We start from the raw sequence: 20,867 nt of genomic DNA on the forward strand, positions 1-20,867 counted from the left end.
CTACTGAGCCTCCCCCGCTGGAACTGAAACGAGACCGGGGCTTCCCCCAATGAAACCCGGGTGCCCGTTCGTTGCTTCTGCGCGCTCCGCTAGTGTCGCGGTATGGCTGATTTGAGGAAGCACCGTCTGAGTCTCATTGTGGGTGCGATCCTCATCTTTGTTGCCATTTCAATTTCCGGCGCGTTAATTGGCAAGGCGTTCGGTTGACCGCCAGTTGCGACCACTGCAGTAACCGCAGTGGTCGCGGTTCCTTTGACTCTTGCAATGATGGACCGAGTCAAGAAGCTCAAGTAGGCATGGGATCGTCTCAGTAGAGGTTCCTCACAAGGCCCGCGAAGCCGCCCTCTCATGGGACTGAGGCGCCCGAATCAAGCGGGTAGGTTCTGCGGGTTGATCCGTAATCTCCCGTGGTTCCACAGGAACACGAGAGCGATACTTTAGGCATGAGGAGACGCGGAATTGCCCGAAGCGCGTTAATCGGCGGCCTCGCCGTCGTGCTTGCTGGCTGTACCGCCACCGCGCAATCAGGCGACCGTCCTACCGTCAGTGACAGCGCGACGAAGTCCTCAGTCCCCGGGGAACTCATGGGCCAAGGAACGGTGCTTCAACGGCGACCTGCAGAGCCCGTGTTCTGTTTGGGCAACATTGCGGCGTCCGACCCACCAAGGTGCAGCGGCCCCGTCCTCCGCGGCTGGAACTGGGACTCGGTCAATGGGTCGGAAACTGTAGGGTCCGTAACGCATGGAGATTACCTGGTGGAGGGGACGTGGGACGGCAAAACCTTCACCCTGGGGCAGACACCTCCACGGCACCTCGGACGCAATGAATTTGCTCAATGGCCACGCGACGCACGTCGGGATGCGGTACATCGAGGCGCTGGGACGCCGGATCAATTGAGGAAAATTAGCAACGATCTGTCAGGATCCGGTGATCGGACAGTGCTTTCTGCACTGGTCGATAACGGCTATGTCTTTTTGACGGTCATTTATGACGACGGAAGGATCCAGCAAAAGATGGACCGGCGTTATGGCCCAAAAATTGTTGCAGTCGTATCCGCGCTTCGGCCTGCCACCTGATGCTTCACGGCATCAAGGTAAGGACAGTTCGCTTCGCCCGGGCTGTCCCGCAGCGGGTTCCTCCGTTGGATCGTCACTGGAACGGGGTGGAGGGTTCCAGTGACGATGGCATGTTCCGGGCGTAGCTTGCCGCGACCGCGGCGCTCCAGCGGACCGCCGTTGAGGCTTTGATTCCGGTGAGGCGGGCAAGGATCGCGGGCGGAAGCTGTTGGGCGAGTTGCCCCATTGCGGTGCTCCGAGTCTTTTCGGGTTTGACGCCCAGGGCCGTCAGTCGGCTGGAGAGGGTTGTGGGGTCGATGGGCTGGTTAGGGAACAGTCCGGGGAAGAGCCATTGGTGGTCTTCGGTCGTGCGTCCCAGGCGTGTGACGGTGCGTTCGTTGACCGCTTCGCGGGCATACCCTGCCAGTGTGGCGGGCAGGTGGAGGGGTTCGGGTCCGAACCGGATCCAGACGCCTTCGGCCATGGCGATGATGTTGGCCAGTGGCAGGGCCGCGAGTTCGTGGTTCCTGATGCCGTAGAGAAGGACCAGGGATGCGGCCAGCCTTAGGGCAGGATCAAGGTCCTGGTCGGGGTCCAGGACCTTGGCCAGGAGGGCATGATGCTGGCGTTCCGGCAGGAGGAGAACCGCCGGAAGCGGGTTGGGCCGGGGGCTGGTGACGGTGAGGTTTTGATTGGTCCCGTTGGCTCTGCACCATTGCACGAAGGCCCTGACGCAGGCGCGTTCGGGTGGGCCGCCGGCGAGCCAGGCATCCACTGCTGCCTGCCCTGCCGTGGACATGGTCATTCCCTGGACATGGAGCGTGGAGAGGAAATTGCGAACGTAGCTGAGCTGGCGGCGGTGGCCGGCTGCTTGAGCGCATGTGAGGGTGATGTGCTGGCGGGCGCGGTGAAGGTGCCGCCAGCGCGCGAATCCCAGGAAGGTGCGCCGGTCCGCCTCGTCGATGATGTTGAGGGCGGTTCGATCGATCCAGGCTTCGAAGGCGACGAGGCGTTCGTTCCGTTCCGGCAGGACGCCGGTCGCAACGAGGAAGGACCGCAACAGTGACGTCCCCGGGCGGCTGGCGGCGTCCACCGCGTCATGGGTGATCGGTTCGTTGCCGGCAACAAGCAGGTGCAGGACCTTCCACGAGGACGAGGTCTTCTTCATGAGTTTGTAGAGATAGGTGCCATCGGCGGCCAGCAAGGCGTCCCTGATGCCGGTGAGTTCCGGTCTCGTCGCCAGCCGCTCGGCGCTGAACAGTGCGTCTACTTTGTCCCGGCTGCGGCAGCCCTGGCAAAGACCGTCCCTGCTCAGGTAATGCGTGTCGTCACAACGGATGCAGGGCGCAAGGACATCGGGGTGGGTGCGCCAGCACCACGTGCAGAGCAAGTCGCCATTCTGTCGGCCCCCCATGGACCTGTCCTTGCCGCATTGGGCGCACCCGCCCTCCGAGCCGGTGGAAAGCCGAGGTTGGCCAAGTAGCGTGCCCGGCACCCCCTCGGCCCGCAGCTCCGAAATGAGAGCCAGAAGTCCAGGACTGCGCTTCCCGGAAGATCGGTGAGGTCCCAGGCCGCGGACGCGGAGCTCGACCAGCACCCGCAACCGGTCCCCTGCCGTAGGCAGCGCGGCCGCAACCGCCCGCGAGGCCGCTATCGGGTGAATCCGGTGTCTTGGGCCAAGCAGTTCCATGACCCTGTCGCCAAGCGTCGAGGTGGCCGTGCGCAGCAGAACATCCCAGCAGTCCCGGCAAACAACCTGGTCGAGGATCACAATCCCGGCCGGCGTAGGGGCGGTGCATTCCAGGCAGGCCCGGTCCTGGCCCATCTACCCGTTGTCCGGGGGCAGAATGCCTGCCCGCTTGGGACGATGGCCCTTTCCCCTCAGGGTTTCCAGTCCGCCCGGTCCGCCGAGATCGTCATCGGTTCCGGTGCCGGTGGCACGGCCGCGGGCCGTCGGGATGGATACCTTGCCGATCAGCTCATCGGCCGTGCAATCCAGCGCGTCCATCAGGGCGACCAGGACTTGAAGATTGAGCCGCTCGGGCTTCTCCGCGGCCAGCCGGTAGACCTGGCTGGCCGAGAGGTGGACACCCCGCTCGTTCAGGAGCGGGATCAGCTTTGTCGTGCTGAAAAGCCCGCGGGTGGCCATGATTTCACGCAACCGCCACTCATAATCCAGGATCTTCATTTCCGCCCCTCTGTTACCCCAGCCTGCAGCAGACCCGAAATTGCCTTGCGCATCATCGTGTTCGCGAATTCACCGCTCACGGAAGTGTAGATCGCCGTGGTCGACCCGAACGCGTGCCCAACCTGCCGCTGGATGAACAGTGGGTCCACGCCGTCCTCGGTCAAGTGAGTAACGTAGCTGTGCCGCAGTGCGTGCAGCGACAACGCCGTGTCCAGGCCCAGCTCGTCCCGATACTCCTTGAACCGCCGGCTTATCTGGACTGGGCTGACCCGGGCACCACGCTCCGTCACCCACAACGCATTCGACGACTCAGCCCGGATCAACGGCCAGACATTCTCCACATAGTCCTTCACCGCCTCCACCGCCCACCCATGCAAGGTCACCACCGAACGGCGCTTCGCCGGACCGCCCCGGGAGGCCTTGCCGTTCCGGACCAACACCATCCCATAAGCACCAAACTCCGGCGCCTGGGGATTCCGGTAAAAGTCAGTCACGTCCAGACCAGCGACTTCGTTCGCGCGCAGCCCCCACGCGTATGCGACCTTCAGCAACGTCGCATCACGGTAAGCGGCGAACGTGCCCTTACGGCCCGACTCCAAGCGCAGATCCACCTGGCCATCCGCGTAATCAAAAAGACCCTGCAACTCCAGGCGGGTCAACGGCCGGCGCCTCGACCCGCCCTCATAGTCCTGCAGATGCCGGGTCGTGTTCCACTCCGTGCAGACCTGCACCGGATGCGTCCCGAACCGCGACTCGCACTCCTGAACCCAGCCATAGTGCGGGGAGCAAATGAAGTCGCAGAACTGCGCCACGACGTTCTGATAGCCCCGAATGGTCGAGGGCGCTAACCCCTTCACCGAGACAAGATCCAGCATCCACTCATCAAACGCGGCCGCCGACCACGCCCACGGGAACTCGCCCGACGAAGCATGAAACCGACGGATGACCTTCACCCCCGACCGCACACTCTGAGATCGAAGACCACGCCCGCCCCGCCGCTGCGCTTCCCAGCCCGCAAGCATGCCCTCAAATACCGCCTCCGGCTCGTCCAGATACGACACCCCAGGGGCCAGCACCAAAGAAGCAGATCCGACCGCGCCACCTCGAACCCTCACAAGACCATCCTCTGTCACAATTTTCCTGCATTAAATGCAGGATTGCGGCGCCAGGTCAAACGCTGCCTAGAGGGTGGGAATGCACAAAGGGCTATTTCTCAGCCCAGCGGGCTCGCGCATCCTGCATCTGATGCAATTGCGCAACTTCGTTCCTTTGTCTGCCCCTACGGCTACACTGAATTAATCGAACATATATTCGAATAAAGGTGTGTTGTGGGCGTTATTGTCGGTCCCCGTGTGATAGATGCGGGCGCCTCGTTGTTGTCGGTTCTGGTCTCGCCGGTGCCGGTCGCGGCCGGTTACCCGTCACCGGCCCAGGACTACTTTGACGGCCGCATCGATTTGAATGCGCACCTGATCAAGGACATCACCAGCACCTATGTGGTGCGGGTGACCGGGGACTCGATGGAAGGCGCCGGGATCAGCGACGGGGACGAACTGATCGTGAACCGGGCCCTGGAACCGCAGGACGGCTCGGTCGTGGTCGCGGTCCTGGACGGGGAGCTGACCATCAAGCGTTTGCGGATCACTCCAGCCGGGGTGGTGCTGCAGGCGGAGAATCCGGCGTACCCGGACATCCAGGTCCCGGCGTTGTCGGACCTGACGGTGTGGGGCGTGGCGACGAGGTGCCTGCACCATGTCTGAAAGCATGTCTGAGGAATGCCATGTCTAGGCCCGCGGTGATGCGGCGGATGCCGCAGATCGCGCACGTGGATGTGAACTGCTTCTATGCCTCGGCCGAGCGGGCGTTCGACCCGTCCCTGGAGGGCAAGCCGGTCATCGTCCTGTCCAACAACGACGGCTGCGCGGTGACCCGCTCCCCCGAAGCCAAAGCCCTGGGCATCCCGATGGGTGAGCCGTGGTTCAAACTCGCCCCGCGGGCCAAGGAGTGGGGACTGGTGGCGCTGTCGAGCAACTACGAACTCTACGGGGACATCAGCGCCCGGGTGATGGAGCTGCTGGGCCGGTACTCGGCCTGGCTTGAGGTCTACAGCATCGACGAGGCCTTCCTCGGAGTCAAAGGCTCCCCGGCGGAGCTGCTGGCCCTGGGCCGGGCCATGAAGGCCGCGGTCCGCCGGCATGTCGGCGTGCCGGTCTGCGTCGGGATCGCCCCCACGAAGACTCTGGCGAAGCTGTGCAACAAGTGGGCGAAACACAACCCGGCCTTCGACGGCGTGTGCCACTGGGACTCCGTCCCCGCCCCCGTGCGTCAGGCGCTGCTGGGGCGGTTGTCCGTGGAGGAGATCTGGGGCGTCGCCGGACGGCTGACCAAACGCCTGAACGCCATCGGCATCCACACGATCCTGGACCTCACCGCCGCGGATCCGGTCGCGATCCGGGACAAGTTCTCCGTGGTCATGATGCGCACCGTCCTGGAACTGCAGGGCACACCCTGCATCCCGATGGAGGAAGAACGCATCGGCCGGGACCAGCTGATCTTCTCCCGATCCTTCGCCACACCCGTCACCACCCGGGCCGGGCTCCGGCAGGTCCTCTCCGTCTACGGCCAGCAGGCCAGCGCACGGCTGGGAAAACACGGGCTGCAGACCAAGGTCCTCACCGCGTTCGCCGGGACCTCCCACTACAACCAGCACCAGGCCTCCTACCCGTCCGTGTGCGTGGCACTGCCGATGCCGACCGCGGACCCGGTCCTGCTCACCCGGGCCGCGCACGCGTTGCTGCCCGCCATCGAGGAAGGCCTCAAATACGCCCGTGCCGGGATCATGGTCACCGACCTGCGCCCCACCGGCAACCAATCCCCGCTCGAGCCTTTCGAAAACCCGCACGAGGAACGCCACATCGGAACACTTCTGGAAGACGTGACCCGCCGCTACGGGCGCGGCTCCATCGGCCTGGGCCACGCCGGCATCAAAACAGGCCTGGACTGGTCCATGAAACGCGACATGCTCTCCCCCCGCTACACCACCCACTGGGACGAACTCCCCCTCGTCAAAGCCGCCTAACCACAAAGCCACCCGCACGACCGCAGCACGAAAGAAAGCCCCATGACCATTACTCCCGAAGCCGCCACACGTACCCACGATGTCCACGTCCGGACCGACCCGGCCGGCAAACCCCTCGCCGTCCGGCACGACGGACGGATCTGGATTGTCGATCCCGCCACGGATACCCAGCACTGGTTCACCCGGGACGCCTGGTGGGACACCAGACGCACGGCACCGGTAGGCATCGGGAATCTGGTGGATATCGAATACTGGCGCGTCCAGGTCAGCCTGGGCTCGAACTCGGCGCTGCGGACCTTCACGCTGCGCCGGGAACCTCTCTCCACCGACTGGCTTCTTGAGTCCATCACTGACAACTGAGGCAGCCCATAAGCCAGATGCCCGCGGGTAATGTCTCCCGAGATCTGATGTTTGAACCCACAAGGGGATGGGTACATTCGCTGGATCGAGGAATTCGCCGTGTAGCTGCTTGCGGTTAGCCGTGCAACTAGGATTATCCGGTGGAAATCACAGGAACGATTCAGATGCCGGACCGCAACACCGATCACATCTCCGCCCAGGGCGACACTTACGAAGATGCTAAGGCCACGCTGGAGGCTGCACTGCCTGAGGGAATGAAACTGATCGTTATCCGAAGTGACAGGTGAGCGGCAGCATTGGCACGAGCTTCCGCCTGGTTATGCCCATTGTGGACAGGTGGAGCCCCCTGGAATAGCTCAAAGCTGTCCACATTGGGTGTAACCCGTCGCCCAATGCCTTGTCCTGGGTTCGGCGGCGCGCCCGGGCGTTGACGGCACGCCGTGACTTTTCTGTGGACGGCCGCCGCCCGCGCATCTACAGCGAGCAGCTGCGGCGGCGTGGCCTCTGTGAGGATCCTGTGCACGGCCGGATCCGGGGCTTAGAGACCCTCCCCCGCTTGTCAGACCCGTACTCCTACGATGGTTCTCCCCACGGAGCGGAAGACAGGAGAACCATGGACGAACAACCGCCACCGCGAGCCAGCAGCTGGCAGATCGCCGGCGTATGGATCTCCGCCGCCGCCCTGCTGATCGCCGCCGCCAGGGCAGCCATCGATCTATGGCTACTGCTCAGGTGAGGGCCCGGGCTGCCCGCCCCCTGCAAAGGGGGCGGGCGAAACGTGCTGCTGCCGACTACGGGGTCGCGTCTTGTCCTTCTCCTGCTGTTGGCTGGCGGGGGGTTCGGCGTTCCGTGGTCGATGCCTGACGGGCCTGGGCTACTTCATGGCGCAGTTGGTCGATTTGGCGGCCGTAGGTGTCGTGGAGGTCCTTCACGCGCTGCTCTCCATGGGCGCGTTCGAGCTCCACGTTTGCCTTGGCGGCCTCGCGCTCGGCGGTCAGCGTTGCCAGGTTCCCGCGCAGGTCGGCTGCCACCTCACGGGCGCGGTCCAGGTCGGCTCGGGCATTGGCCAGCTGGCCCTGCATCTCCTCGATCGTCGCTTCGCCGCGATCGCCACGCTCCGCCTCTGCTTGGGCGCGGCTCTCGGCCGCGCCGGCACGCCGTTCTGCTTCGGCCCGGGCTTGCTCCTCAGCTTCGGCCCGTTTCACCACGGCATCATGCTCCTGTTGGAGCTGCCTCAGCTGCGCCTGTGCGGACTCAATGCCGGCCCGCAGCTCCGCAGCTTCGGCCTGGGCCTGCTCTCGGTCGGCCGCGGCAGCGGCCTGAACCTGGGAGAGCTCTGAGGCAAGCTGCTCATGGCTCTGGCGTGTGGTCTCCAGCTCGGCTTGGAGGACGGCCACGTTCTCGGCTAGTTCTTCGCTCTTCCGTGTTTCTTCCTCGGCCGCGGCATCCGCCTCGTCCCTTTCGGCCTCGGCTCGGCGCTGAGCCTGTTCTGCACGGGTGGCCCGCGCATTCGCGCCAGCGACTTGCTCGGCGGCCTCGCTTGCCACCGACTCGATCTGCGCCTCTGTGGCCTCGGGGTCACCAACCGTGCGCAGTTCGTCGACGAGCGCCGTCAGCTGCTGCCCGAGGTGCTCGATCATGCCGGTCACCTGCCCAGTGATCTCGCTTGCCCTCTGGCGTGCGGCATCCACCGGGCGGGCCTCCGCGGCGTGCATGGTGTCGGTGAGTCTCTGTCGTGCCCGCCAGGCTGCGGCCCGGTTATGGGAGGGGTCGTCGCAGTATTCCGGAGGCCGGCCGGTGCCGCCCTCGGACGCCATGGCGGGACGCTGGCACCCCGGGTACCGACAGGTGCGCTCTTCGACGATGTTCTCACTCATGCGTTCACTCTATCGTCTTTCGTCCGCCAACGGAATACGAAAACGAAACGTAACGAAATACGAAAACGCTAAATACGAAAATGCTGGAGCAAGCGAGCCTCTGTGGTGGGCTGGAAAGCCCTCCGGAACCGGTCATTCCACCGGGGAGCCAAGTCCGTCGGGTACCGGACCGGTGCCGGGGGGCAGATCGCCGACCTCACCGGTGCCGCGCCGGCGACCGGCGGCTACCACGTCGGCCTCGCGCGCACACAGGCCATCCCGAGCCGAAAGCCACTTCCACCGAGACTCAGGCAAGCTGAGGCAGCGTGTTCCGCCAGTGGTCCCTCCAATTGCCGTAGAGCTCGTCCGCCAGCGTCTCCATCGAGCGTTTCGACATTCGGTCGTGCCGGCTGTCACGGCCGCCATCATTGTGCCCCGAGCGGCAGACGGTTGGCTTCTTGTTCTCCACTCCGCGCTGTTTCGGCACCGTGGCGGTACGGGTCTGCCTGGGTCGCGGTTCGTACAGATTCAACAGATCCAGAAGCGCGCCCACGTACTTGAAATCATGTAGGTCGTGCCGGAGCTTTGTGAGGTCCAGGCGGCGGCGTTCGGCCTGATAACCCGCCGCCATCCGGCGAAGCCCCGGGAAACCGCTGTATCGCAATGCTTCGATGGCTTCAGCCCAATCGGTCAGCATCTCCAGCCGGTCCATCTCCCGGTTTGCGGAACTGCCTGCTGTGCCGTACACGTGAGCAAGTCCGCTCCATGTATCGATGAGGACACGGCGGGCATCTCCCTCCGGAAACCGTGCGTACGACGACCGGGCAAGATTCATAATGTCGTGGACCAGGGAAGCCGGAAGGATATCGGCCACAAGGTGCCCGGACTCCAGGTAGTTCTGGACTTCGCCGGCCACTGCGCCGAAGGACCACATCGACGTTGTCGCGACCGTGGATGCACGCCCATTGAGGGCTGAGCTCCTGAGGAAATTCTGGTGCGCCCACTGACTGCAGGACTGTGAGAGCTGATCTTTCATGGTTCTTCCTTTCTGGAAATATCGACAATGGATGCAGGCTTCCAACCGGTAGATGGGCCCAAAGCAAGAAGACCCCCGCACGCCCTTTGCCGTGCGGGGGTCTTCCTTTGCCTTAATTTTCGCTATGTAGCGTTACACATTCAAACTTTCCGTACACCCTGCTCAGGGAGATGTAAACGCAACTTCCGTTTCGCATGCACCCGTCTGCAAGGGCTGGGCCTACCAGCGCTTAGGAAAATGAACCTCGGGCTTCTGTGACAGCATCAAATGGTTGTTCCCGTTGCAGCAGCTTCATTGGAGTTCCGTTTCATGCGCAAGCTATGGACGCGTTGTTGCTACCCCGGGATCTGCACCCGCGCGGCTTCCTGCATCAACGGGTCAGAAATCATGACGGTCACCGGTCCGGGTGCCACGTCGAAGGCGATGAAGCCGCGGGACTTGTCACCGGGCAGGATTTTTCCGGACCCGAGCTGGTCGTCCACAAACAGGTTCTGGTCGGCCTTGCGGCCATTGGCATCCTTGGCCGAGAAATAGAACGGATTGGAGCTGGTCTCCCCCGACGAGGTCTCCCAGAGCACGTCCAGGAGCAGGTACGAACCGTTCTTGGCAGGCGTTGAGAACTGCGTATTCACAGATGTCTTACGGACGGCCGAGAGGATCGTGATCCTGGCGACGTCGCCGTTGCCCAGATCCATAATGAAGGGCTTGCCCACGGTGGGAGCGGCGGGTGCCTTGGGCGCCTCTGCGGCGGGCGCGGGGTTGGCAGCTGCTGCCTCTGCGGGCTGAGACTTGGCGGACTCTATTGGGGCTGCTACGGCCGGAGATGACGAGCTGGAGGCCACAGGCGCCGGCGCGTCAGTGGCTGACTTGCCTCCACCGCCGCAGGAGCCAAGAACGATGCTCAGCAGGACAAGCCCTGTAGGAATCACGAAGCGCTTCTTCCTGTAGTAGGGGCGCTTGGCGGCAACGGGGACTGCCGGGGCGGGCGGGATGGGTCCGAAACTCTGGTGTGTCATGGGATGCCTTTCATAGGTGATGGATCAAAAGAATGGGGAGGCCGGGCAAGCGGCGTTACTGCCTGTTCCAGGTGCCGCACCGGCTGGACTTGAAGTCCTGGCCGGCGGAGAGAGCCACCGAGGGGCGACCCCCGCCCGGGAGGTCGTTTTCCATGATGTTGCCGCCGTTGCTGCCGGTCTCGTAGATGCCCCAGTAGCAGCTGGATCCGACGTCGGCTGTGGCCCGGTAGGTTCCGGCACCGATGTCCTTGCCCACCGTCCACGTTCCGTCGGACACCGTGTTGGCGGCTTTCTGCTTTTCCGCGGCGGTGACGGCTTCTTCGCGTTTCTTGACGGCTGCCTCGGCGGACTTCACGGCAGCCTCTGCCTTCCCGACTTCGGTCTCGCGGGCCTGGACCTTCGCTTCCTTGTCGGCGATGCCACCCTGAAGGGTCTCGTAGTCAGATTTGAGCGAGTCGTAATCGGACCGGAGCGAGTCCCGCTCTGATTCGGCACCCGCCTTGGCGTCAGCCACCGCCCGGTACACCTCGCTGGACGTGGGATCGGGAAGCGTCGTCCCAAAGGCCGTTCCGCCAGCCAACAGGACGCCGGCCACGAGCACACCCAGGACCCGCTTCCCGCGGCGCCGACTGCGGGGCACTGCGTTCGCTCCGGCCGGCTCAGCCTCCGGAGCCGGGACTGTTCCGCCGTGATGCGTGCCGCGTGCCGCCGGCCTGCTGTTTTCGGTCTTCATGGTTTCTCCCCAAAATCTCATCGAAGTAGGACTGGCGGCGGGATACCGATCCCCCAATGCGTGGTTCCCCGCCGCCGCCACAGCTCCGAAAGGGTTCCTTCCTGGCTGCAGAAATGAATTTAGGGCGGACAGACGTTCAGGCAAGCTGCGAAGTCTGATAACCCCCCTTATCAGCTGTTGGACGGCAAATTCTGGGCACCCCACTAAGCTGGGCAAACGACCACGACCGATTGGGGGCAGGCATGGACACATCCACGGGATCATTGCGCATGACGCTTTCCGACGTTGCCGCCCTGACGCGGGTCCAGCGACCTGTGGTCTCCATGTGGCGCAAGCGAAGCAGCGGCAGCCAGCTGCCGTTCCCGGCAGCATCGGGTCAGGTGAACGGCGTCGAGCTGTTCGATGCCGGCGATGTCACCGACTGGCTCGAGGCAACCGGCCGCGGCAGGAATCCCGAGGCGCGGAACGACATCGCAGGTTTCGCCAGAATAATGGCACCAGCCAGTGCGGAGGCACAGGACGGCCGCCGGATGTTCAACGGCCTGACCTCGTTGCTTGCTTTGAAGGTCATCACCGGTCAGGAGCTCAGCCTAAGCACCACGGACGAACTGCTTGACGCCGCCGATGAAGCGGACCCGGATGATCTCTTCCTCTACTCCGAGCTTGAGGCCTTGGGCTCTGACCTTCCCGGATGGGCCAGCTTCGCCGACAGGCTCGCGGACAGTGCCTTCAGCGCGCCGGCTGCTTTCGAGAAGCTTCTGTCCGGGAGGTTCCGGGAAGGCCTGCGCGAACAGTCAGACACAGCTCTGACGGACCCTGCGCTGGATCTTGTGGCAGCTGCTGCCATGGAACTGGCATCGACACTGGATGGCGCGCCACCGTTTGTCGATTCGACGCCGGGCGGCAGCGACGTGATGCTCCGCATCGTCCAGCAGTTCGGCGAGTTCTCGCCGCTGACCCTGCTCACCGGGGATCACGAGGGTGGCCCGTCACGCCTTGCCCGCCGCCGCCTGATGGTGCACGGGGCCGACAACGAACACGTGGAAATCGACGCCCAAGGCGCCTTCTCGGTCAACGGGCCGGCTGTCCATGTGGCACAGTATCCCTCCTCCGGCGATCCAGGACTTGGCACCACGGAAATTCTTGGAGCCATCGAGAACACCGTGCTTCAGATGGATGACACGCAGCGCGCGGTGGTGATCGCCCCGGCCCGGCTGCTGTGCGACCCACTCAGTGGCGAGTCGGTCCGGCTCCGCTCGGACCTCCTGCGCTCCGGCAGGATCCGTGCCGTAGTCAGGCTCCAGGCGGGTCTACTGCCTGCGAAGCCGCGGGAGCCGCAGGCGCTGTGGGTGCTGGGACCGTCCTATGCGGAGGTGCCCATTGCTGAACGCTGGACCATGGTCGCAAACCTGAGCACAACATCGCTGACCCCGGACGTCAGGCAAGACGTGATCAGCGACATCGTCGCCTCGATGGGTACCCGCGCCACCATCCGTGCACATTCCTTCCGGTTTGCCCGGCTGGTACAGACCCGCGTCCTGCTAGCGGGCAAGGGTTCCCTCGTCGAGGCTCCGGCCCACAGGCGTCCGATGGCAGCCGGCGGGGCCGAGGCAGCGCTCCGCATCGAGGAGCTCATCCGGCTCCTGTCGTCCGGGCAGTCCGGACCGCCGGCGATCCCCGGGGTTCAGCCCGGTGCACAAGGCAACCGACCAAACACCACATCGGTCCAGGAACTGATCGCAGCCGGAAATCTCCGCTACGTTAATGGCAACCGGCTGGATGAGAACACCTTCAACCCCAGGGAAGGCAGCAGGGTCCTCGGCAGGCAGGAACTGCTGGATCCCCATAGCCTGCAACCCAGGTTCATCAGCCTTCTGGACTTCGCGGTCACCTGCCCGAACGGGCGCCTGACCGAGCCCGGTGACGTCGTCTTCTGCACCAGTCCGCGGCCCGTCGCGGGGGTCGACAGCGAGGGCGGCGCCGTTGTCGTCTTTCCTGCCCGCATCCTGAGGATCGACGACGGTGATCCCGGTGGCCTGGTGCCTGACGTTGTGGCCGCTGACATCAACAGTCTCCCCGCAACCGACAAAGCCTGGCGCAACTGGCGCCTGCGCCGCACGCCGGACGCTCAACGGCAGCCGCTCGCGCAGGCCCTTGCCGTGCTGCAACACGAACAACGCGAGGCCCGCCAGCGCCTCGACCAGTTGGAGGAACTCGCTACCCTGTTTACGGACGGCGTAGCGGGCGGAAGCCTCGCCCTGACACCATCTCCAAACGCCGCACCAACAGAAGGAACTGCATAATGCCCCCGAAATCTATGGTGGACCTTGCCCCGTCCACCATGAAGGAACTCAAGGACACGCTCTGGAAGGCCGCGGACAAACTGCGCGGCTCTATGGATGCCTCACAGTACAAGGACGTGATCCTCGGGCTGGTATTCCTGAAGTACGTCTCGGACGCGTTCGACGAGCGCCGCGGGCAAATTCAAGCCGAGCTGGAGGCGGATGGGCTCAACGAGGAGCAGATCGCCCAGCTGATCGACGACGTGGACGAATACACCGGCCGCGGCGTGTTCTGGGTCTCCGAGCGGGCCCGCTGGAGCTACCTGGCGGAGAACGCCAAGGGCCTGCCTGCGATGAACGGCGCCGCGCCCAAGTCCATCGGGCTGCTCATCGATGAAGCCATGGAGCTCATCATGGCCGACAACAAGTCGCTGGCCGCCACGCTCCCCCGCATCTACAACCGGGACAACGTGGACCAGCGCCGTCTCGGCGAACTGCTGGACCTGTTCAACTCCGCCCGCTTCACTGGCCAGGGAGCCACGAAGGCCCGTGATCTGCTCGGCGAGGTCTACGAATACTTCCTGGAGAAGTTCGCCAAGGCTGAGGGCAAGCGTGGCGGCGAGTTCTACACCCCGGCGGGCGTGGTCCGGGTTCTCGTCGAAGTCCTGGAACCGCACCGCGGTCGCGTCTACGATCCCTGCTGCGGATCCGGCGGCATGTTCGTCCAGGCGGAGAAGTTCCTTGAGGCCCACAACATGGAAGGCTCAGACATCTCCGTCTACGGACAGGAGCTCAACGAGCGCACCTGGCGGATGGCCAAGATGAACCTCGCCATCCACGGGCTGAATACCAACCTCGCGTCCCGATGGGGCGACACGTTCGCACGCGACCAGCACCCGGATCTGACCGGCAACAACGGCGCGGACTTCATCATGGCCAACCCGCCCTTCAACATCAAGGACTGGTCCCGTTCTGAGTCCGACCCCCGCTGGAAGTATGGCGTGCCCCCGGCCGGCAACGCCAACTACGCCTGGATCCAGCACATCATCTCCAAACTGGCCCCCGGCGGCAGCGCCGGCGTGGTCATGGCCAACGGCTCCATGTCCTCCAACTCGGGCGGCGAAGGCGAGATCCGCGCCCAGCTCGTCGAGGCAGACCTGGTCTCCTGCATGGTAGCCCTGCCCACTCAGCTCTTCCGCAGCACCGGCATTCCCGTGTGCACATGGTTCTTCGCGAAGGATAAGACAGCGGGTCCCCGCGGCTCTGTGGACAGGACCGGGCAGGTGCTCTTCATCGACGCCCGAAACCTGGGCTACATGGTGGACCGCGCCGAGCGCGCGCTGTCCGACGAGGACATCGCGAAAATCGCCAACACCTACCACGCCTGGCGCGGGACTGCTTCTGCGGCCGAGGCAGGATTGATGTACGACGACGAGGCCGGCTTCTGCTATTCGGCCAGCCTCGCGGAGATCAAGGCAGCAGACTACGCTCTGACACCGGGCCGATACGTCGGTGCTGCCGATGTCGAGGACGACGGCGAGCCGATCGAAGAGAAGATCGCGCGGTTGACGGCGGCATTGTACGAGCAGTTCGAGGAGTCCGAGAGGCTTGCGTCGGTTGTACGCGAGCAGCTAGGGAGGGTCTCATGAGTTCCATGCGGGTCACGAGTATTGGCGAGCTTGTGGCGGCTGGTGCGCTCGAAATCGGCGACGGGTACCGCACGAAGCGGGCTGAACACGGTCGACCGGGTTACCGAATAATCCGTGTTGCAGATGTAATGGACGATGCCGTCCGGTTCGACGGTCTGGACTTCGTCTCGGATAAATACGCCAACTCCATCGGAGGAAAAGCGGGCCAGGCGGGCGACGTCTTGCTGACCACGAAGGGTACAGTCGGCCGCGCCGCCATTCTGCCGGAAACAGGCGAACGTGTCGTGTACAGCCCACAGCTCTGCTACTTCCGAGTCCTGAATACTGATGCAATCGTTCCCCGTTTTTTACGCTACTGGTTTGGTAGCACAGAGTTCTGGAACCAGGCTGCCAACCGGATGAACAACACGGACATGGCCGCCTATATCAACCTGGGTGACATCAGATCACTCCTAGTGACTCTGCCTGTGGTTTCCGAACAGCGGGCAATTACAGATGTGCTTGGTGCCTTGGACGACAAGATCGTCGCCAACTCCCGTCTCATTACAAAGATCGGGGAGGTGTTGGAAGCTACTTTCGCTTTGATTTGCGGTCAGTCCGACGCAACAATCCCGTTTAACGAGTTAGCCACGGTCACCAAAGGCGTGGCCTATCGGAGCGCGGATCTTCGTACGTCATCAACTGCTCTCGTCACCCTGAAGTCGTTTCATAGGAACGGCGGATACTCGCTCAGGGGGCTCAAGGACTATGCCGGCCCGTTCAAGGCTGCTCAACAGATCTCCCCTGGCGAACTGGTCGTCGCTCAGACAGACCTGACCCAAGCGGCGGAAGTGGTCGGCCGAGCAGTCCGTGTACCCGGAGCCCCAAATTACGAAAAGCTCGTCGCCAGCTCGGATCTGGCCATCATCCGTCCGCGGACGAACACGCCGGTCGAATTCTTGCTCGGCGTGATGTTGCAAGGGCGCTTCCGAGCACACTGCAGGAGTCGCACTAGCGGCACGACCGTTCTGCATCTAGGTTCTGACGCCATCCCTTCGTTCCCTGCGCCGCGGGTTTCGAGTGACCAGCAAAAGGACTATGCCGCAGCGGCCCGTCCTCTTCTCGAACTGCGGGATTCGCTCGAGTATGAGGCGCAATCACTGGGATCGACTCGCGATACTCTGCTGCCTCAACTCATGTCCGGCAAGCTGCGGGTCAAGGACGCCGAGAAGGTCCTAGAGGGCGCGGGCGTATGAGCCGGGGCGGAGGTGAGATTCAGCCTGGAGCCCGGCAGTACTCCACGGACGCGTCGTTTCCGGCCACGCCGGCGGTCAGTTCCATGCCGGAGTGGTACCCCGAGCTGCTTGCCTCTGTCACCCGGCAAGTCAGCACCGGCCGGTTCAAGGCCATCACTGCGGCGAACCGGGAGCTGCTGGCCAGCTATTACGCCATGGGGCAGGACATCCTGGACCGGCAGAATCTTGAAGGCTGGGGAGCCAGGATTATCGACAGGCTTGCGGCTGATCTGAAGAGCCAGTTCCCTGGTGCCTCCGGGTTCTCGCCGCGAAACCTGAAGTACATGCGGGCGTTTGCCGAGACCTGGCCGGCTGAGGCAATTGTGCAAGCGCCGCTTGCACAATTGCCGTGGTACCACCATCTGGCACTGATCCAGAAGCTCGACGACCCTGGGACACGCCTCTGGTACGCAAATGCCTCTGTGGAACACGGCTGGTCACGCAATGTCCTGGTTCACCAGATCGAGTCGAGACTCCACGAGCGCTCCGGGCAGGCGGTTACCAACTTCTCGGCGACCATGCCGCCGTCGGACTCCGACCTGGCCCAGCAGTCCCTTAAAGACCCGTACGTCTTCGATTTCCTGGCGCTGACAGACCGCCGCAACGAGCAGGAACTCGAACACCAGCTGATCCAGCACGTCGAGAAGTTCCTGCTGGAGCTGGGACAGGGCTTCGCGTTTGTCGGCGAGCAGGTCCGGCTGGAGATCAACGGGGACGAATTCTTCGCTGACCTGCTGTTCTACCACCTCAGGCTGCGCTGCTACGTGGTCATCGAGCTCAAGGCCACCAGGTTTGAACCCGGTTTCCTCGGGCAGCTGGGCATGTACATGGCAGCCGTGGACGACCTGCTGGCCCATGCCGACGACAAGCCAACCATCGGCCTCCTGCTCTGCAAAGAGAAGAACAACGTGGTGGCCGAGTATGCGCTCCGGGGATACAAAACACCGATCGGTGTCGCCGAATGGACAGACACCGTGGTCAAGTCGCTGCCCGAGGAATTCAGCGCCAGCCTGCCCAGCATCCGCGAGCTCGAAGCCGAACTTTCGCAGGACATCTCAGAATGACATCCGGTCCATCAGGGGGAACCACCGTGACAACAGCACCCGCCGTAGCCTTTTCCGAAGCCGAGTGGGAAGGCATGGCCCTTGAGCTTTTGGCCGAGCCGCTCGGCTGGGGGCCGGTGTTCGGGCAGGCCATCGCCCCCGGCACTGGCGAGCGGGACACCTGGGATGAGCTGCTGATCCGGCCACGGCTGCTCGGCGCGCTGCAGAAATTCAACCCGACGGTTCCGGCCCAGTACCTGCAGCAGGCCCTCGCCGAGATTTCCTCGCCCAAATCCAACGATGCCATTGCCGAAAACCACCGCATCCATAACTACCTCGTGGACGGCTACCGGCTCAGTTACATCGACTCGGACAGCAACGAAGCCAACCCCACCATTCACCTGCTGAGCCAGGATCCTGACCAGAACGACTGGCTCGCCGTCAACCAGGTCACCCTGGTACAGGGTGACTACAAGCGCCGCTTCGACCTCGTGCTGTACTGCAACGGCATGCCGGTGAGCGTCATCGAGCTCAAGAAGGCCGGGAGCGCCACCGCTGACGTGGCCTCGGCGCACGCCCAGCTGCAGACGTACCTGCGGGAATTCCCCATGGCGTTCCGCTTCTGTGTCTTTACACTCGCTTCGGACGGGATCCAGGCCAAGTACGGCACACCGTTCACTCCTCTCAACCACTTCTCGCCCTGGAATGTAGACGACGACGGTCTGCCGGTCGCTCCCGGTTACATGGAGGACGGACTGGCCGTCACAGCACTGGAGACAGCACTCAACGGCCTGTACAACCAGGAGCGCTTCCTGCAGCTGACCCGCAATTTCACTGCCTTTGATGGCGGCTCGGACGGGCTCATGAAGCGCATCGCCAAGCCGCACCAGTACTTCGCCGTGACCAAAGCCGTGGGCAGCACTGTCCAGGCGGTCGTAAGCAACGGCAAGGCCGGCGTCGTCTGGCACACCCAGGGCTCCGGCAAGTCCATGGAGATGGAGCTCTACACCAACCTGGTGGCACGGCATCCGAAGCTGAAGAACCCGACGGTCGTGGTGATCACGGACCGCAACGAGCTCGACGGCCAGCTGTTCGAGGGCTTTGACCGGAGCCTGCTGCTGGCGGAATCGCCCAGGCAGATCCGGAAGCGCTCGGAGCTGCGGGAGGAACTGAGCAACCGCACCACCGGCGGCATCTACTTCACCACGCTGCAGAAGTTCGGCCGTAGCAAGGCCGAAAAGGACGCCGGCTCCGAACACCCGCTGCTGTCCGACCGGCGGAACATCATCGTGGTCGTGGACGAGGCCCACCGGTCGCACTACGACGACCTGGACGGTTACGCCCGGCACCTGCGAGACGCCCTGCCGCACGCGACCCTGATCGCGTTCACCGGCACGCCCATTTCGTTTGATGACCGGAACACGCGGGACGTGTTCGGCGAGTATATCGACATCTACGACCTTTCCCGGGCAGTGGAGGACGGTGCCACGGTGCCGGTGTACTTCGAGCCGCGGCTGATCAAGGTTGGTCTGGCGTCCGAGGTCACCGAGGAGATCCTGGACCAGGCGGCCGACGAGGCCACCCGGGGCCTGGACGACACGGAGCGGGCGCGCCTCGAAGCGAGCGTCGCGGTGGTGAATGCCGTCTACGGCGCCCCGCAGCGCATCGCGGCGCTGGCGGAAGACCTGGTGGCGCACTGGGAGAACCGGCGCGCCCGGATGGGCAAGTTCATCGAGGCGCCGGGCAAGGCAATGATCGTGGGCGGGACGCGGGAGATCTGCGCGAAGCTGTACACCGCCATCGTGGAGCTGCGGCCAGACTGGCATTCCGATGACCTGGCCAAGGGCAAGATCAAGGTGGTCTATTCCGGTGACGCCACCGATGTCCCGCCGGTCTCCGACCATGTGCGCCGCGACTCGGCGAACGCGACCGTCAAAGAACGGCTGAAGGATGTCGACGATGAGCTGGAGCTCGTGATCGTCAAGGACATGATGCTCACCGGCTACGACTCTCCGCCGCTGCACACCCTGTACCTGGACCGGCCGCTCAAGGGCGCGCTGCTGATGCAGACCCTGGCCCGGGTGAACCGTACCTTCCGCGGCAAGAAGGACGGGCTCCTGGTGGCCTATGCGCCGCTGGCGGAGAACCTGGCCAAGGCGCTGGGTGAGTACACCAAGGACGACCAGACGAACAAGCCGGTCGGCCGCAACGTGGATGAGGCAATTGGACTGACCGTGTCGCTGGTGGAAACGCTCCGTGGGCTGCTCGCGGGGTACGACTGGAAATCTGTACTGATGAGGGGCGGCCCCAAAGCCTTCGTCAGCGCGGCAACGGGCGCGGCCAACTACCTGCGAAGCCCTGAAACGCCTGGTAACCGGCCGGCTGAGGGCGAGGAGACGCTGGCCTCTAAATACCGTCGCCACTCCGGCCAGCTGTCGCGGGCGTGGGCGCTGTGTTCCGGCTCCGATACTCTGGCCGGGCTGCGTCCGGAGATCCAGGTCTACGAGGAGACCCGGGTGTACATGGCCAAGTTCGACGCCGCAGACCGCCAGGCCAGCGGCGAGCCGGTTCCTGAGGAGATCCAGCGGCTGCTGGGAAACCTGATCGCGTCCGCAACGACTTCCGGCGAGGTGCTGGACATCTACGAGGCTGCCGGCATGGCGAAGCCCTCGTTGGATGACCTGACGCCGGAGTTCGTCGCCAAGACCCAGAAGGCACGGAATCCGCAGCTGGCCATTGAGGCGCTGCGGAAGCTCATCGCCGATGAGTCGGCTGTGGCAACACGAAATAACGTGATCCGGCAGCGGGCGTTCTCGGAGCGCATCACCGAGCTGATGAGGAAGTACACCAACCAGCAGCTGACGTCGGCTGAGGTTATCGCTGAGCTGGTGGAACTGGCCCGTGAGGTGGCTGCCGAGGGGAACCGCGGGGCACACTTCACTCCCCCGCTTAACTCTGACGAGCTGGCTTTCTATGATGCCGTGGCTTCCAATGAGTCTGCCGTGGAGGTCCAAGGGGAAGGGATCCTCGCGGACATCGCCCGCGAACTGGTCGCCGTCATGCGCAGGGACATCCGGACAGACTGGACGGTGCGCGATGATGTCAGGGCGAAGCTCCGCTCCTCCATCAAGAGGCTCCTGGTCCGGTTCGGGTACCCGCCGGACAAGCAGCCCGAGGCCATCAAGCTGGTCATGGAGCAGATGGAGTCCATGGCGCCGCGGTTTGCGGAGGCTCGTGCATGACGGGCCCTTCCAACCTCCGGAGCGAGATCGAGTCCTTGCGGATGCGGCGGAAGT

Annotated in this window: 17 protein-coding genes; 10 read left to right on the top strand and 7 right to left on the bottom strand. The window is 63.9% G+C overall.

The features are described 5' to 3' along the window. Nucleotides 1–1,149: 1,149 nt before the first annotated feature. From QFZ23_RS23190 to QFZ23_RS23200, 3 genes are all read right to left on the bottom strand, one after another. Entirely contained in the window at nt 1,150–2,469 is a 1,320-nt protein-coding gene (locus QFZ23_RS23190; RefSeq protein WP_306927039.1) for a hypothetical protein, read from the bottom strand. A 411-nt stretch (nt 2,470–2,880) separates the two neighbouring features. After that, complete coding sequence (locus QFZ23_RS23195) at nt 2,881–3,243, bottom strand: helix-turn-helix domain-containing protein (RefSeq protein ID WP_306927040.1); 363 nt, start codon at nt 3,241–3,243, stop codon at nt 2,881–2,883. Further along, nucleotides 3,240–4,304 (bottom strand): tyrosine-type recombinase/integrase, encoded by a 1,065-nt coding sequence (locus QFZ23_RS23200; RefSeq protein ID WP_306927042.1) that lies wholly within the window; start codon nt 4,302–4,304, stop codon nt 3,240–3,242. The genes QFZ23_RS23195 and QFZ23_RS23200 overlap by 4 nt, the downstream gene beginning before the upstream one ends. A gap of 267 nt (nt 4,305–4,571) precedes the next feature. Here QFZ23_RS23200 and QFZ23_RS23205 point away from each other — a divergent pair, with 267 nt between their 5' ends. The 5 genes from QFZ23_RS23205 (at nt 4,572) to QFZ23_RS23225 (ending at nt 7,418) form a co-directional block, all read left to right on the top strand. Beyond that, a complete protein-coding gene (locus QFZ23_RS23205; RefSeq protein WP_306927043.1) occupies nt 4,572–5,003 on the top strand; it encodes a LexA family protein in 432 nt (143 codons plus the stop codon). A 20-nt stretch (nt 5,004–5,023) separates the two neighbouring features. Next, nucleotides 5,024–6,322 carry a Y-family DNA polymerase gene (locus tag QFZ23_RS23210; protein ID WP_444861254.1) on the top strand — a complete coding sequence of 433 codons (1,299 nt, stop codon included), beginning with the start codon at nt 5,024–5,026 and terminating at the stop codon, nt 6,320–6,322. A 42-nt stretch (nt 6,323–6,364) separates the two neighbouring features. Next, a complete protein-coding gene (locus tag QFZ23_RS23215; protein ID WP_306927045.1) occupies nt 6,365–6,682 on the top strand; it encodes a hypothetical protein in 318 nt (105 codons plus the stop codon). A 140-nt stretch (nt 6,683–6,822) separates the two neighbouring features. Further along, nucleotides 6,823–6,969 (top strand): hypothetical protein, encoded by a 147-nt coding sequence (locus QFZ23_RS23220; RefSeq protein ID WP_306927047.1) that lies wholly within the window; start codon nt 6,823–6,825, stop codon nt 6,967–6,969. A 326-nt stretch (nt 6,970–7,295) separates the two neighbouring features. Continuing rightward, nucleotides 7,296–7,418: a hypothetical protein gene (locus QFZ23_RS23225; RefSeq protein WP_306927050.1), complete on the top strand. Its 123-nt coding sequence runs from the start codon at nt 7,296–7,298 to the stop codon at nt 7,416–7,418. Nucleotides 7,419–7,473: 55 nt separating this feature from the next. Here the strand turns inward: QFZ23_RS23225 and QFZ23_RS23230 are convergent, their stop codons facing one another. The 4 genes from QFZ23_RS23230 to QFZ23_RS23245 form a co-directional block, all read right to left on the bottom strand. Continuing rightward, entirely contained in the window at nt 7,474–8,559 is a 1,086-nt protein-coding gene (locus QFZ23_RS23230; RefSeq protein WP_306927052.1) for a hypothetical protein, read from the bottom strand. A gap of 286 nt (nt 8,560–8,845) precedes the next feature. Continuing rightward, nucleotides 8,846–9,454 (bottom strand): hypothetical protein, encoded by a 609-nt coding sequence (locus QFZ23_RS23235; RefSeq protein WP_306927054.1) that lies wholly within the window; start codon nt 9,452–9,454, stop codon nt 8,846–8,848. A gap of 455 nt (nt 9,455–9,909) precedes the next feature. Then, the gene (locus tag QFZ23_RS23240; RefSeq protein ID WP_306927055.1) at nt 9,910–10,590 is read right to left on the bottom strand and encodes a hypothetical protein; all 681 of its coding nucleotides are present in this window, start codon (nt 10,588–10,590) and stop codon (nt 9,910–9,912) included. A 55-nt stretch (nt 10,591–10,645) separates the two neighbouring features. Next, nucleotides 10,646–11,323, bottom strand: coding sequence for a hypothetical protein (locus tag QFZ23_RS23245; protein ID WP_306927057.1), 678 nt, complete (start codon nt 11,321–11,323; stop codon nt 10,646–10,648). Between the two features lie 269 nt (nt 11,324–11,592). Here QFZ23_RS23245 and QFZ23_RS23250 point away from each other — a divergent pair, with 269 nt between their 5' ends. The 5 genes from QFZ23_RS23250 to QFZ23_RS23270 are packed head-to-tail and all read left to right on the top strand — an operon-like array spanning nt 11,593 to nt 20,813. Further along, a complete protein-coding gene (locus QFZ23_RS23250) occupies nt 11,593–13,626 on the top strand; it encodes a hypothetical protein (protein ID WP_306927058.1) in 2,034 nt (677 codons plus the stop codon). Beyond that, nucleotides 13,626–15,254, top strand: coding sequence for a class I SAM-dependent DNA methyltransferase (locus tag QFZ23_RS23255; protein WP_306927059.1), 1,629 nt, complete (start codon nt 13,626–13,628; stop codon nt 15,252–15,254). Before QFZ23_RS23250 ends, QFZ23_RS23255 begins: the two co-directional genes overlap by 1 nt. Beyond that, a complete protein-coding gene (locus QFZ23_RS23260; protein WP_306927061.1) occupies nt 15,251–16,489 on the top strand; it encodes a restriction endonuclease subunit S in 1,239 nt (412 codons plus the stop codon). Before QFZ23_RS23255 ends, QFZ23_RS23260 begins: the two co-directional genes overlap by 4 nt. Then, on the top strand, nt 16,486–17,592 hold the full coding sequence (locus QFZ23_RS23265) for a PDDEXK nuclease domain-containing protein (protein WP_306927064.1): 1,107 nt from the start codon (nt 16,486–16,488) through the stop codon (nt 17,590–17,592). The genes QFZ23_RS23260 and QFZ23_RS23265 overlap by 4 nt, the downstream gene beginning before the upstream one ends. After that, nucleotides 17,589–20,813: a type I restriction endonuclease subunit R gene (locus QFZ23_RS23270; RefSeq protein ID WP_306927066.1), complete on the top strand. Its 3,225-nt coding sequence runs from the start codon at nt 17,589–17,591 to the stop codon at nt 20,811–20,813. Before QFZ23_RS23265 ends, QFZ23_RS23270 begins: the two co-directional genes overlap by 4 nt. Nucleotides 20,814–20,867: the final 54 nt, after the last annotated feature.

Origin of the sequence: Arthrobacter globiformis (assembly GCF_030818015.1) — a bacterium.
Classification (GTDB): Bacteria; Actinomycetota; Actinomycetes; order Actinomycetales; family Micrococcaceae; genus Arthrobacter; species Arthrobacter globiformis_C.

Bases quoted from the DNA above. Each gene is read 5' to 3' on its own strand.
- QFZ23_RS23190 (WP_306927039.1), bottom strand. From the start codon at position 2,469: ATGGGGGGCCGACAGAATGGCGACTTGCTCTGCACGTGGTGCTGGCGC.
- QFZ23_RS23195 (WP_306927040.1), bottom strand. From the start codon at position 3,243: ATGAAGATCCTGGATTATGAGTGGCGGTTGCGTGAAATCATGGCCACC.
- QFZ23_RS23210 (WP_444861254.1), top strand. From the start codon at position 5,024: ATGTCTAGGCCCGCGGTGATGCGGCGGATGCCGCAGATCGCGCACGTG.
- QFZ23_RS23215 (WP_306927045.1), top strand. From the start codon at position 6,365: ATGACCATTACTCCCGAAGCCGCCACACGTACCCACGATGTCCACGTC.
- QFZ23_RS23225 (WP_306927050.1), top strand. From the start codon at position 7,296: ATGGACGAACAACCGCCACCGCGAGCCAGCAGCTGGCAGATCGCCGGC.
- QFZ23_RS23230 (WP_306927052.1), bottom strand. From the start codon at position 8,559: ATGAGTGAGAACATCGTCGAAGAGCGCACCTGTCGGTACCCGGGGTGC.
- QFZ23_RS23240 (WP_306927055.1), bottom strand. From the start codon at position 10,590: ATGACACACCAGAGTTTCGGACCCATCCCGCCCGCCCCGGCAGTCCCC.
- QFZ23_RS23245 (WP_306927057.1), bottom strand. From the start codon at position 11,323: ATGAAGACCGAAAACAGCAGGCCGGCGGCACGCGGCACGCATCACGGC.
- QFZ23_RS23250 (WP_306927058.1), top strand. From the start codon at position 11,593: ATGACGCTTTCCGACGTTGCCGCCCTGACGCGGGTCCAGCGACCTGTG.
- QFZ23_RS23255 (WP_306927059.1), top strand. From the start codon at position 13,626: ATGCCCCCGAAATCTATGGTGGACCTTGCCCCGTCCACCATGAAGGAA.
- QFZ23_RS23260 (WP_306927061.1), top strand. From the start codon at position 15,251: ATGAGTTCCATGCGGGTCACGAGTATTGGCGAGCTTGTGGCGGCTGGT.
- QFZ23_RS23265 (WP_306927064.1), top strand. From the start codon at position 16,486: ATGAGCCGGGGCGGAGGTGAGATTCAGCCTGGAGCCCGGCAGTACTCC.
- QFZ23_RS23270 (WP_306927066.1), top strand. From the start codon at position 17,589: ATGACATCCGGTCCATCAGGGGGAACCACCGTGACAACAGCACCCGCC.